This is a genomic window from candidate division WOR-3 bacterium, from assembly GCA_039804025.1.
In the GTDB taxonomy this organism is placed as follows: Bacteria; Hydrothermota; Hydrothermia; order Hydrothermales; family JAJRUZ01; genus JBCNVI01.
In genome coordinates this window covers 67,622-80,162 of record JBDRZP010000001.1, presented here as the reverse complement: position 1 = coordinate 80,162, position 12,541 = coordinate 67,622, and the positions used below count along the sequence as shown (strand labels likewise).

Sequence of the window (12,541 nt, the reverse complement as noted above, 5' to 3'; positions counted from 1 at the left end):
TTTTTACTCAATTTTAATTTTCAATATTTTGTCATCACCTTCTTTTATTTTTCCTCTACCATCCCTGTTACTTGTTAAAACATATAAATATCCATTGTGATAAACCACATCTCTTAATCTGCCGTATTTACCATTAAAGTAATCTTCTGCAAATAATCTTTCAATATTTATTACTTTGAAACTATCCTCAATTTTTTTAATTTCTATTTTTATAAGGGCTTCACTTCTGAGTGTGGCAATAAAAAGGAAATTTTTATAAAAACACATACCAGCTGGTGGAGTTGTCCTTTTCCATAAAATTAAAGGATCGATATACCCCTTTTTACTTAACTTTCCAACAAATAAAGGCCACCCATAATTTCCTCCTTTGTAAATTATATTTACTTCATCATGAGCGTAAACTCCATCTTCACCTGAAGGACCATGTTCTGAAGCAAATAATTCTCCTGATTCAGGATAAAAGGCAAGACCTTGTGGATTTCTGTGCCCGTAGGAATAAATTGGAGAATTTTTAAAAGGATTATCTGGAGGAATTTCTCCTTCAGGTGTTAATCTCAATATTTTACCACCTAAATTTTTTAAATCTTGTGCAATCTCTCTTTTAAAGGTTTCACCTGTTGTTATGTATAGCATTTTATCAGGCCCAAATTTTAATCTTCCGCCATTGTGAAATTTTCCACCCGGAATTTCATCTATTATAACCTTGTCAAAATTTAATGAATCCTTATAAAAAATAAATCTCACAACTTTATTCTTAATCTCACCCTTTTCTCTGTAAGTATACATTGCATAGATATAAGGTTTCTCTGTAAAATCTGGATGTTTTTCAAGACCCATTAAACCTCCTTCACCTGAATGATGAACCTCTTTAATTACTTTAATGGGTTTATCTTTTAAAATTCCCTTTTCAATCAATCTTATTCTGCCAGGTCTTTCGCTAACAAGTGCCTTTTCATCCTCAAGAAAAATAAGTGACCATGGAATTTCGAGGTTTTTTACCCATATTTCTACTTTTAAATTAGGCTCAGGAATAAATTTATCCTGAACATTCTGTGGGACTTCACCGATTTCAATTTTTAAAAAAATTAAAATATTTAAAATTAAGTTCATTTTCTAAAATAGTAAAATTCTCTTTCCTTTATTCTTTCTACTTTTAAATTACCCTTTTTAATTTCAGAATAAAGTTTATTTTTGAGCTCTTCATCCTCTAAACCAGTTAATTTTTTAATCTCATTAAATTCATAGGGTCTTCTCTTTATGGATTCTAAAATATCTTCAAAACTCATCAATTTTTCCTTTTTTCTTTCAGGTGGAAGATATATTACCTCAGCTTTTGAACTTATTTTTTTAGCAAATTCTAAAGCCTTTTCATAGGCCGGTAATTTTACCCATTTCTCAGCTGGTGGTCTTACAGGGGTATTAATATAAATTTTATCAGGGTTTAATTTTTTAACAAATTCATTTAGTCCTTTTATATCCTCTTCTGTATCGTTTAAATTTTCAATATACATAATTTCAAGTTCAAATCTTCCTTTAAAAACTTCTCTCATTTTTAAAAGACCTTCTTTTATATCCTCAAATTTAATTTCAGGGTGGGGTCTTGCTATTTTTAAAAAAGTTTTTTCAGTTCCAGCGTCAAGAGAGGGACAAAAAATGTCAATATTTAAAATTTCTTCCCTTACATTTTTATTATTTAAAAAAGGTGAATGAGTTAAAAGTGCCAATTTTATTCCAGGAAAAAGCACTTTTAATTTATCAATCATTTCACCTATTCTTGAATATAAAAGAGGTTCCCCTGAACCTGAAAAGGTTAAAACTTCTGGAGAAAATTTTTTAACACCTTCTTTTATTTCTTCTATAACTTCATCAAAGGGAACATATTCTTTTCTTTCGTTAACAAGTTTTTCAGTTTTGCCAAGCTGACAGAAAACACAGTTAAAATTACATGTTTTTAAAGGTAAAAGGTCTATACCGAGGGATTTTCCCAATCTCCTTGAATTAACAGGACCATAAATGTATTTAAATTTCATATTAAAAATTTTTTGGATATCCCACAGGGATTATATAAAGGGGATCAAAATCTATTTCAAGTAGTTTTTTTATTTTTTCGTCATCAAAGGCTCCTACAGGACATGCACCGAGACCTAAATATGTGGCACATAAAAGTAAATTCTGTGCAGCATGACCCAAATCTATATACACATACCTTTCCCCCCTTTTTCCATATCTTGAAGTTGTTCTTTTAAAATCAGCAGCTATAACAAAAACTGTTGGCGCATCCTTTATAAAATCTTGCTCATAAGCATAATGAGATAATTTTTCCCGTATATCAATATCCTTTACTTTTAAAATTGAATTTTCCTCAGGAATATATCTAAAAACACCTTCCTTATTACAGAAAAATATCTCAAGCGGGTACCTTGCTCCTGCTGAGGGTGCAGTTTTAAGCCCGTAATTTTTATCTGTTATACCATAAGTAGCCCATAAGAGCGTCGATATTTCTTTTAAAGTGATTTCTTTATCTGGGTCAAACTCTCTTACAGTTCTTCTTTTTTCAAGAACTTTTATAAAATCTATTTGATTAATAATCCTCTCTTGTAATTTTAATTTTTTCATTATATTAATATAAAATTTAAGATGATAAAATTTCTAATTTTTCTCTTTTTTGACCTAAAAGGGTTTTCTTCAGGTTATGCCTTAACAGGGTATTCCTATCCATTTTCCCTTCTCTTTGAAGGAGAAATGTATAGACCTTACTTTTCCTTTAATTTTCACCAGTTTAAAAAGGGCACAATTTTTAAGGATAGTTATTACTCCTTTGCCTTTGGTTATAATGTTGATTCTCTTTATTCCCTCCGTTCTACTCTCTCTTCTGAATTTTCAAAAGGAAAAAATTATTTAAATGACTTTTCACTTTTAACAGGCAAAAAGTTTTCTTCTTCCCTTTCTGGCTTTTTAGGTTTTTATGGGATAATTGAAGAGGACTTGAAAATCATATCAGGATTTAAACTTTTTCTTTTAAATCCTTTTAATCCAGGATTTTTTGAAACATCTATTATAGGTCCTGGAATAAAAAAGTTTGATTTTAAATTTTTAACAAGAGTAGTTTTAAATAATATTGAGACTTTTAAAAAGGTAAATGTTAAAAATTTAGGTTTTTCCTTTGGAAAATTTGAAGATTATTTTGGTGGATTTGCTCTTGAATTTATTTTGTTTGAAAGATTATTTCCCGGAATTGGTGTATTTTGGAAAGAAGGTATGGCACCTTACCCTTCTTTATTTGTATCTTATTATACGAGCTTTGTAGAAAAAACAGATTATCTTTTACAGTTTTCCATTCATTTTCTTCCTGAAAATGATACAAGATACTCTTTATCTTTTAATATTCTTACAGGTGACGATAAATGGAAAGAAAAAGAGAGAGAAAGAAAAAGGAAAGAAAGAGAAAATTTAGCAAGATTACTTTCAGAATCAGAAAGAAAATATAAGGAAGCAGAAAAGCTCTATGCTGAGGTTAATAAATTAAATGAAGAAATTGAGAAAAAAAGAAGGGAAGTAGATTCTTTAAGAAACATTGTTGAAAAGGAAAAAGAAGAAGTTAGAAAGATGAGAGAAGAAGCTTTTGAAGCTCTTAAAAAAATTGAAGGTATAAAGATTCAAGAAGAAAAAGAGTTTATTAAAATTACCGCTACTGAGAAGGCTGTTCACTTTGAAATCGGTGGAACAGGTTTACAAGTAGAAAGTATTTTGACCCTTAAAAATATAGCTAATTTTTTGAGAACTTATCCAAGATATAAGGTAAAGGTATATGGTCATACTGATAATATACCTATTGGTCCTTTATTAAAATCAAAGTATAAGGATAACTTTGAGCTTTCAAAAGCAAGAGCAAAAGCAGTTGTTGATTATTTTATAAAAGTTGAAAATCTCTCAAATTTAGAATTTGAATATGAGGGTTTTGGAGATAGAGAGCCCATTGCTTCCAATGACACAGAGGAAGGTAGAGCTCAAAATAGAAGAGTTGAAATAATAATAGAAAAGAAATGAAATCACTATTTAAACTTTTTTTAAAGTGGAAAAAAAAATTTTTTTGGGGTATTTTAGCTTTATTAATTGTTGATGCAGCACAACTTATTTTACCACTTGTTATAAGGGAAGTCATCTCAGCAATAGAGAAAGAAAAAGAATTTTTAGCTTTTTTAAAGTATTCTTTATTCATTCTCCTTTTATCCCTTTTTGTTCTTATTTTTAGATTTTTCTGGAGGTATTTTATACTGGGAGCAGGTAGAGAAATAGAGGCTTTTTTAAGAAAAAAGCTTTACGATCATCTTTTAACTCTACATCCTTTCTATTTTTATAAAACCGGTACAGGAAATTTAATGGCACATATAACAAATGACCTTGAAGCTATAAGAATGGCTTCAGGGATTGGAATAGTTGCTTTTTTTGATTTTCTTATAATGGTGACATTTTCCTTTGTTATTATGTTTTCAATATCCTTTAAATTGACTCTTTATGTTTTAATTCCTTTTCCTTTGCTTTCAGTTTCAATGATTTTTTTAGGTCCCAAAATTCATAACTTTTTTAGAAGAGTTCAGGAAAGGTTTTCTGATTTAACTGAAAGTTCCAAGGAAATCATAAGTTCAATAAAAATAATAAAATCCTTTGTTCAGGAAGAAGGAAAATTTAAAGAATTTTATAAGGAAAATGAAAAATATTTAAGGGAGAATATAAATCTTGCTTATGTATATGGTATTTTCCAATCAATGATAATTCTGATTTCAGGTTTTTCAGTCCTTTTTTTAATAATTTTTGGAGGAAAAAATGCTATTTTAGGAGAGCTTTCTCTTGGTGATTTTGTTGCTTTTATTTCCTATCTTGATTTACTTATATGGCCAGTTATGGCTCTTGGTTGGTCCCTAAATATCTTTCAAAGAGGTTCTGCTTCCCTGTTAAGAATAGAACTTATCTTAAAAGAAAAAAATGATATGAAGGATGGGAATGTTAGAATTGATGATAAATTTAAAGGGCACATTAAAGTAAGGAATCTAAATTATAGTTTCAATGGTCATTATAATGTATTAAAAAATATTAACTTAGAAATAAAACCAGGAAGGTTTATTGGATTTACAGGTAAACCAGGTTCAGGTAAATCAACCCTTTTATATTTAATTTCGAGAATTTATGACCCACCTGATGGAACAATTTTCATTGATGATATAGATATAAAACATTACAGGATAAGTGATTTAAGGGAAAATATAATTTTGCTTGAACAGGAACCATTTATATTTTCAGCCACCATAAAAGAAAATGTGCTTTTAGGTTCTAAAAATGGAGTAAGGGAAGATGAGATTGAAAAAGCACTAAATTTATCCCGTTTTATAAAAGATATTGATAATTTTAAAGAAGGGATTTTTACAATTGTTGGTGAAAGGGGTGTCACTCTTTCTGGAGGACAAAGAGAAAGGTTGAGTTTAGCGAGAATATTTTTGAGAAAACCAAAAATTCTTTTAATTGATGATGCCCTATCTTCTCTTGATTTTAAAACTGAAAAAGAAGTTTTTGAAAATATTTTCAGGGAATTTGAAAATATAACTCTTATTGTAGTTTCTACAAGAATACCTGTTTTAATGAGATGTGATGAAATTTATGTATTTGAAAAAGGTGAGATTGTTGAAATGGGAACTCATGAGGAACTTGTAAACAGAAAAGGGTTTTATAATAGTCTTTATGAGCTTCAGACTGCTCTTATAAAAGAGGAGATAAAGGGATAATGGAAGATATAAGACTTTTTAAATATATTTTGAAATTTTTAAGACCCTATATTTTAATTTTATTTTTGACTTTCTTGATGCTTTTGATAACAACAGCTTCAGACATGATTTCACCAATTGTTCTTAAAAATGCAATAGATAAAGGTATTGTTCCCTTTGTAAAGAAAGGTAATTTTAAAGTTCTCTATATGTATTCAATTTATTATCTTATTTTAATATTAATTTCAACTATTTCAACTTATCTTTTCATTTTACTTGTTACCTATGCTGGAAACAGGGCAATGATGGATATGAGAAATTCTTTAATGAAAAAAGTTCTTTCTTTGAAAATAAGTTATTTTGATAAAAATCCAGTGGGCAGAATTGTGACAAGATTAACCAATGATGTTCAGGCTTTAAATGAATTCTTTTCCTCTGTTCTAATTTATCTTTTAAAGGATATTTTTCTCCTTTTTGGAATTTTCTTTTTTATGTTTAAGATGAATAAAATGTTAACATTATCTATCTTGATACTTACACCTTCACTTTTTTTTATTTCTAATATTTTCAGAGAATCAGTTAGAAAGGCATACAGAGATATAAGAAAATATCTTGCTGAGATTAATGCTTTTGTTCAGGAAAGCTTATCTGGTATAAAGGTGATAAATATTTTTAAGAAAGAGAATTTTTTTAAAGAAAAGTTCAATATAATTAATGAAAATCTTTTTAAAAGTAATATTTCTCAGGTTAAAAGTTTTGCTATTTTCAGACCCCTTGTTGATTTTCACGAATTTCTTGCAATTGCTATAATTATTCTTATTTCTTCTCCTATGATTATAAAAGGAAATTTTACAATAGGTTCTCTTGTTGCTTTTATTTCCTATGTAAGGATGGCTTTTAGGCCTATAATGGATCTTTCAGAAAAATACAACATTTTTCAATCAGCTATGGCTGCTCTTGAAAGAATTGACAGTGTTTTTAAAGAAGAGTCAGAAATTAAAACTGGTATAATAAAGGATAAAATAGAAGGGAATATTGTTTTTGATAATGTTTATTTTTCCTATAATAATGAGGACTGGGTTTTAAAAGGGGTGAGCTTTGAAATTAAAAAAGGAGAAAAAGTTGCTCTTGTTGGTCCAACTGGTTCAGGTAAAACTTCAATAATTAACTTACTCCTCGGATTTTACCCATTTCAGAAAGGGAGGATTCTTATAGATGGAATTGACATAAGGGAATATAATTTAGAATTTTTAAGAAAAAATATCGGAATAGTTTTACAGGAAAATTTTATATTTGACGATACGATATTGAATAATATAAAACTTTTTGATAACATTCCTGAAGAAAGAGTAATGGAAGCTGTTAAAAGAAGCTTTCTGAGTGAACTTATAGATAAATTTAAAGACGGTATAATGACAAGGGTAAGTCCTGATTCTCTTTCTGTTGGTGAAAAACAACTTATAGCAATTGCAAGAATTTTTGCCTATGATAAAAAATTAGTTATTCTTGATGAAGCAACGAGCCATATTGATTCATATACAGAACATTTAATTCACAAAGCCCTTCTTGAACTTCTTAAAGATAGAACAAGTATAATAATTGCCCATAGACTTTCAACAATTAAAAATTGTGATAAAATAATTGTAATTTTTAAGGGAAAAATTATAGAAATGGGAACTCATTATGAACTTATTGAAAAAGATGGATTTTACAGCAAACTCTGGAAGGTTGGTAGAGTAGATGCACTTCTCTAATGGCTCTTTCTGATTTATTTTTTCTTTCTTTTTCTCTTATTTCTGCTTCTTTTATATCAATGATTCTTATTTATATGAATCTTTTTAATGAAAATTCCTTTTTCCCAATGACCTTTATTGGTTCTTTAATTTTTTTTAACTTAGGTTTAAAAGGAGTATTAGCACTTTTATTTTTTGTCTTTTCTTCTCTTTTCTGGGGCAGTTTTAGAAAGAATAAACACAAACCAAGAGATTTTAAACAGGTTCTTGCAAATGGTTTTGTACCTACACTTTTATCCTTTTTTGATTATCATCTTTTCCTTTCATCTCTATGTGCTGTTTTATCTGATACATGGTCAAGTGAAGCTGGAATTTCTTTTTCAAAAAGTGCTTATAGTCTTAAAGGTTTTAAAAAAGTATACCCTGGAACAAGTGGTGCTGTATCTGTGGTAGGAACTTTAATGGGTTTAATAGGTGCATTAATTTTTTCTTTTTTTTCTCTTAAAGTTAAATACATAATACCTGTTTTTATATCAGGTTTTATAGGAAATATAATAGATTCCTTTTTGGGTGCTTTTTTTGAAAATAAATTTAATTTTTTTACTTCTGATTTTATAAACTTTTTAATAACAATAGTTTCGCCCCTTATTTTTCTGTTATTTAGATTCTTACAAATCTAAAACATACTCATAACCATCTTCTTTATACCCATAGTATCCTTTTAATAGACGATTTCTCTTAAAACCAAATTTTTCATAAAATTTAATAGCCCTTTCATTTGATACCCTTACCTCAAGAAAAATAAATCTTTTATTTTCTTTTTTTGCCTTTTCTATTAAATTATTTAAAAGAAATTTCCCATAGCCTTTTCCCTGATATTCTTTTTTTATAGCTATATTTTTTAAATGATAACTTTCCTCATATTCACCGGCAATTATATAGCCTATAACTTCATTTTCAATTTCAATGACATAAAAATAATTATCTGGATTTTTTAATTCAAATAAAAAAGAATAAAAAGACCACGGATCAGGAAAAACCTCCTTTTCAATTTTTAAAATTTCAGGAATATCCTTTAATTTTGCCCTTCTCAATAAGGGATTTTTCATAGGGCAAAAAAGAATACAAAAGTTTTATTTTATCATAATCAATTGTTTCCTCAAGCTTTTCTTTATTTTCAATATAATATTCATACATCATTAAAGGATCAATCATTATAATATTATATTCGAAATCTATTTTGACTGGCTCAAAAGTAAAGAGGGGTAAATTATCCTTTATTTCTTTTACAACATAAATTTTATCATCACCTTTTTTTCTGTATAAAAAACCTTCGCCTCCCTTTTTCAAAAAAATTCCAAAATCAGAAAATTTTTTAGATAGTTTATTTTCAACAATATCAAAAGTGTTTAAAGGGATAATCTTTATTTTTCTTGGAATTGCTAAACCAAGAGCAAAGGAAAGACCAACCCTAAGTGATGTGAATCTTCCTGGTCCAATAGTAATTAATATCCTTTTAACTTCGTCAAGATTAAATTCTTTTATAACATCAAAGAAAAAAGTGGAATGGTTCCCTTCTTTTCCTGAGTAATAAATTTTAAAAATTTTATTTTTTTTTAATCCTATTGAAGGAAACCTGGTAGCACTTTCAATAATTATTTCTGACATAAGAGAATATATAAGCCATTCTGTGAAACAATATAAAAATACGGGTAATTTATGTAGCCTGATTCTATGTTTGAGAGATAGTAAATATTTGAATAAAGGTGGATTTCTGAAATATTAGGATATGTTATTAATGCTGAATTTTTTAAAAATATGCCAAAAAGTCTGTTTTCATTTTTTATAATTTTTATGTTTTCTGATAAAGATAGTTGATGAATAAAAATAGGAGCAAGAAGTGGATCACTTATGTAATATAAAAGTAAATAGTAGTTTGAGCCGATTAAAATGTATCTGTTTTTTATTTTTATATTATTTATACCTGAAAAACCTGTCTGAGTTCTGTATAAAAATGAGGGATTTTCAGGCGGATTTAAGGAATATGTTTCAATAAAGGATTCCCCCACTAAATATAGGTTATTAAAACCAATATCAGCATCAAGCACCTGAAAATTCGTTGTTCCTGAATTTAAAATTTCAAAGGAATCTGAATTAATTTTTAAAATCTTAAATCCGTTAAGCAAAATAACGAAAATATAGTTATCATAAAAAAGGACTTCATTAATTGATCCTGAATTCAGGGAAAATTCATCAAGTAAAATCAGATTTGAATTTTGTATTTTAAATAACCCCAGTTTTCTTGGCCCTATATTACCATACGTAACAAAAAGATAAGGTTTCCTGTAATATATTCTGTATGAAAAACTGGGTAGAGTAAAATTATTTATGAAAATTAAATTTCCTGAATTATTGTAATAAACTTCCAGTTGATTCGGAACTTTAATTAAAAATAAAGTGTCATAATAAACATCTATATCCTTATACCAGAACCCACTCATTGAATAAATTAGGTTTAAATTTTCTCTTTTAACATTAAATTTCCACAAATTAGAAATAGATGAATCACCCTTTTTATCGTAAGCGGTAACACGCCAGAAATACTTTACTCCTGAAATTAATGGATTAATAATGTTATAAAAAGTATCAGGTGTTAATATATTAATAATTGGCTTTGAAAAGATAAAGCTTGTATCCAGTTTTACCCTGAAATAAATTGAATCACCATCTGGGTCAAAAGAATGGTATTTTAAAACTGGAGTATGACTTACATCAGTAGCACCATCAGGAGGGTAAGGGTTTGAAGGTGGAAGGGGTTTCTGGTTTAAAGGTGGAGTTAAAAAGTAAAAGATTTTTGAAGTATCCTTAAGTCCAAGTAAATCTCTAACCACTACCTGCCAGTAATATTTTTTGTTATAAAGTAAATTTGATAATGTATATGTAGTATCTTTAAGGTCTTTTACAACAGGTTCTTTGAAGATTGGATAGGGAATTGTATCAAGATAAATTGAGTAAAAAAGGGTATCAAAGGCATCTTTATCCTTTCCCTTAAAAATAAAAGTAACTTGATTGGAGGCAAGAATTGAACCTGAGTCAGGAGAAATTAATTTTATTGAAGGTGGGTGATTACTTGAATATATAAAAAATTTAACATCCTTTGATCTTCCTATATTTCCTGCGAAATCAATTGCTTTTGCATAAACTGTATGCTGAGAAGAATCAGGTGCTGAAGTTCCATCCCATTTAAAGGTGGCAAAATTTCTCTGTGCTCTTCCAAGTAAAATTCCATCAACAAATACCTCTATGTAATCTATACCCTCGTTATCTTCTGCTTTTACTTTAATTTCAATTGTATCTGGGAAAAAGGATTCATTATCTAAGGGAGAAATTATTGATACTCTTGGTGGCTCTTCATCTTTTTTCTTGCAAAATATAATTAATGAAAGTAATATTAAGAAATAAAATCTTTTCATATATTTAATTTTAAATCAGGATAAAGAAGTTTGTAAACCATATAATCAGATAAAACATTTAAAAGATAATTTCTTGTTTCTCTGTAAGGTATATCAAAGAAAATTGAAATTTCATTTTTAGGTATAATTTTCATCCACTCTTTTACTGCATTTTCTCCTGCATTGTAAGCACAAATTCCATAATAAAGTCCAAAAGAGTCAATAAGACTTCTTAAATATTTTACTCCTATTTCTATATTATCTTTAGTTTTAAATAAATTGATATCATTTTTATAAATTTTTTTTGCAGTTTCCTCCATAATCTGCATTAATCCTTTTGCTCCTTTGGGTGAAATTGCTGAAGTATCAAAAAAAGATTCTCTTCTCATAACAGCATATATAAGGGCTGGTTCCAAATTATACTTCTTTGAAACTTCCATAACCTTTTCTCTGTAGGGTGTAGGGAATAAGATTTTTAAAAAGTCTTCATCAAAGCAGGTTTTGTCTTTTTCCCTTAAAAAATTGTAATACTTTCTTGCAAGATTTGTTGAAAAATAATAATTTTTGTTTTCCTTTAAAAATTTTGAAATCTTTAAAATAATTTTGCTATCTTTAATGTTTTTAATTCTTTCATTGATGTCATCTATTAAGTTTAAATCAAGTAAAAGTTTCAATGTGTCAAAAAATGAAGGAAAAATAGTATCGGAAAGTATTCTTTTTATCTCATCATCAGTAATGGTGCATAACCCATAATGAAGGAGAGAAAAATAGGAAAGGGGATTTTCCTTATGGATTTCTCTTATTATTGTGGAATCGTTTTTAATTATGTATTCAATATATTTTGCTCTTATATCTTTTTTATTTAATTTATCTAAACACTCAATTAATTTTTCATAATTTTTTGTATCGTAATAAAAATAAATTATTTCCTCATTGAGTTCATTTTCAATTTCTTTAAAGAGTTCCTCAATTTTCTCTTGGAATTTTTTATTTTTTAAATAAATTAATCTCATTTCCCTTAAAGCCGGTTCTAAAAATTTTGAACTTGAATATAAGTTTCTGTTAAAAGAATTAATAGCTCTTAAGGTATCACCCACATAAAGGTAACATAACCCTTTATAAAAGTTTACTTCATCTTCTTTTTTGTAACCACTTAAAATTGAGTATTTAAAAAATTCAAGAGCTTCTTTGTATTTTTTAAGTTTAAAATAAGCATAGCCTTTATAAAAGTATATCTCAGGATTTTTAGTTTCTATATTTTTAGTTTTTTCAATAATTTCATCCCATCTTTGGTGATTATATAGAACTTTTATTATGTCAAGAAGAGGTTTTTTTCTTTTCATTGCTATTTCAAGTGCTTCTTTACTTTTCCTATATTTTTTAATTATCGTTTTTTCAATCTGTTCTTTTTTATTTAAATCTCCTAATTTTTCATAAAATTTTGATTTTAAATATAAAATTTTTATTTCCCTTTTTAATAAAAATTTTTTATTCTTTTTCTCAAGGATTTTGAAAAATGAATCTGGTTTTTCTATTTTTTCAATTAATCTCATAAAGGCTTCCTCATATAGAGGAGAATTCGGAAATTCTGTTATAATCT

The 12,541-nt window shown here is 27.7% G+C and carries 11 protein-coding genes; 4 read left to right on the top strand and 7 right to left on the bottom strand.

Annotation, left to right across the window (positions count from 1 at the left end; all coding sequences use genetic code 11):
• Positions 1–3 precede the first annotated feature (3 nt).
• Genes ABIN73_00365 through ABIN73_00355 form a run of 3 tightly spaced genes read right to left on the bottom strand, consistent with a single transcriptional unit; the run spans position 4 to position 2,616 of the window.
• Positions 4–1,110, bottom strand: a complete 1,107-nt coding sequence (locus tag ABIN73_00365; GenBank protein ID MEO0268180.1) for a PQQ-dependent sugar dehydrogenase — start codon at positions 1,108–1,110, stop codon at positions 4–6.
• The gene (locus tag ABIN73_00360) at positions 1,107–2,030 is read right to left on the bottom strand and encodes a radical SAM protein (protein ID MEO0268179.1); all 924 of its coding nucleotides are present in this window, start codon (positions 2,028–2,030) and stop codon (positions 1,107–1,109) included. Before ABIN73_00360 ends, ABIN73_00365 begins: the two co-directional genes overlap by 4 nt.
• 1 nt (position 2,031) lies before the next feature.
• Positions 2,032–2,616 (bottom strand): SagB/ThcOx family dehydrogenase, encoded by a 585-nt coding sequence (locus tag ABIN73_00355; GenBank protein ID MEO0268178.1) that lies wholly within the window; start codon positions 2,614–2,616, stop codon positions 2,032–2,034.
• Between the two features lie 21 nt (positions 2,617–2,637).
• Between ABIN73_00355 and ABIN73_00350 the strand changes: the two genes are divergently transcribed.
• From ABIN73_00350 to ABIN73_00335, 4 genes are read left to right on the top strand one after another with little or no spacing between them, the layout of a single operon-like run.
• The gene (locus ABIN73_00350; GenBank protein ID MEO0268177.1) at positions 2,638–4,047 is read left to right on the top strand and encodes an OmpA family protein; all 1,410 of its coding nucleotides are present in this window, start codon (positions 2,638–2,640) and stop codon (positions 4,045–4,047) included.
• Complete coding sequence (locus ABIN73_00345; protein MEO0268176.1) at positions 4,044–5,777, top strand: ABC transporter ATP-binding protein; 1,734 nt, start codon at positions 4,044–4,046, stop codon at positions 5,775–5,777. Before ABIN73_00350 ends, ABIN73_00345 begins: the two co-directional genes overlap by 4 nt.
• Positions 5,777–7,510: an ABC transporter ATP-binding protein gene (locus tag ABIN73_00340; protein ID MEO0268175.1), complete on the top strand. Its 1,734-nt coding sequence runs from the start codon at positions 5,777–5,779 to the stop codon at positions 7,508–7,510. Before ABIN73_00345 ends, ABIN73_00340 begins: the two co-directional genes overlap by 1 nt.
• Entirely contained in the window at positions 7,510–8,169 is a 660-nt protein-coding gene (locus ABIN73_00335) for a DUF92 domain-containing protein (protein MEO0268174.1), read from the top strand. Before ABIN73_00340 ends, ABIN73_00335 begins: the two co-directional genes overlap by 1 nt.
• Here ABIN73_00335 and rimI read toward each other — a convergent pair.
• From rimI to ABIN73_00315, 4 genes are read right to left on the bottom strand one after another with little or no spacing between them, the layout of a single operon-like run.
• The gene (gene rimI / locus ABIN73_00330; protein ID MEO0268173.1) at positions 8,158–8,583 is read right to left on the bottom strand and encodes a ribosomal protein S18-alanine N-acetyltransferase; all 426 of its coding nucleotides are present in this window, start codon (positions 8,581–8,583) and stop codon (positions 8,158–8,160) included. The genes ABIN73_00335 and rimI overlap by 12 nt on opposite strands.
• Positions 8,552–9,157 (bottom strand): hypothetical protein, encoded by a 606-nt coding sequence (locus ABIN73_00325; GenBank protein MEO0268172.1) that lies wholly within the window; start codon positions 9,155–9,157, stop codon positions 8,552–8,554. Before ABIN73_00325 ends, rimI begins: the two co-directional genes overlap by 32 nt.
• Positions 9,145–10,962, bottom strand: coding sequence for an Ig-like domain-containing protein (locus ABIN73_00320; GenBank protein MEO0268171.1), 1,818 nt, complete (start codon positions 10,960–10,962; stop codon positions 9,145–9,147). The genes ABIN73_00325 and ABIN73_00320 overlap by 13 nt, the downstream gene beginning before the upstream one ends.
• Positions 10,959–12,494: a transglycosylase SLT domain-containing protein gene (locus ABIN73_00315; GenBank protein MEO0268170.1), complete on the bottom strand. Its 1,536-nt coding sequence runs from the start codon at positions 12,492–12,494 to the stop codon at positions 10,959–10,961. Before ABIN73_00315 ends, ABIN73_00320 begins: the two co-directional genes overlap by 4 nt.
• Positions 12,495–12,541 lie beyond the last annotated feature (47 nt).

Coding starts and splice junctions, on each gene's coding strand:
- ABIN73_00360 (MEO0268179.1), bottom strand. CDS start 2,030: ATGAAATTTAAATACATTTATGGTCCTGTTAATTCAAGGAGATTGGGA.
- ABIN73_00350 (MEO0268177.1), top strand. CDS start 2,638: ATGATAAAATTTCTAATTTTTCTCTTTTTTGACCTAAAAGGGTTTTCT.
- ABIN73_00320 (MEO0268171.1), bottom strand. CDS start 10,962: ATGAAAAGATTTTATTTCTTAATATTACTTTCATTAATTATATTTTGC.
- ABIN73_00340 (MEO0268175.1), top strand. CDS start 5,777: ATGGAAGATATAAGACTTTTTAAATATATTTTGAAATTTTTAAGACCC.
- ABIN73_00325 (MEO0268172.1), bottom strand. CDS start 9,157: ATGTCAGAAATAATTATTGAAAGTGCTACCAGGTTTCCTTCAATAGGA.
- ABIN73_00355 (MEO0268178.1), bottom strand. CDS start 2,616: ATGAAAAAATTAAAATTACAAGAGAGGATTATTAATCAAATAGATTTT.
- ABIN73_00335 (MEO0268174.1), top strand. CDS start 7,510: ATGGCTCTTTCTGATTTATTTTTTCTTTCTTTTTCTCTTATTTCTGCT.
- ABIN73_00345 (MEO0268176.1), top strand. CDS start 4,044: ATGAAATCACTATTTAAACTTTTTTTAAAGTGGAAAAAAAAATTTTTT.
- ABIN73_00315 (MEO0268170.1), bottom strand. CDS start 12,494: ATGAGATTAATTGAAAAAATAGAAAAACCAGATTCATTTTTCAAAATC.
- ABIN73_00365 (MEO0268180.1), bottom strand. CDS start 1,110: ATGAACTTAATTTTAAATATTTTAATTTTTTTAAAAATTGAAATCGGT.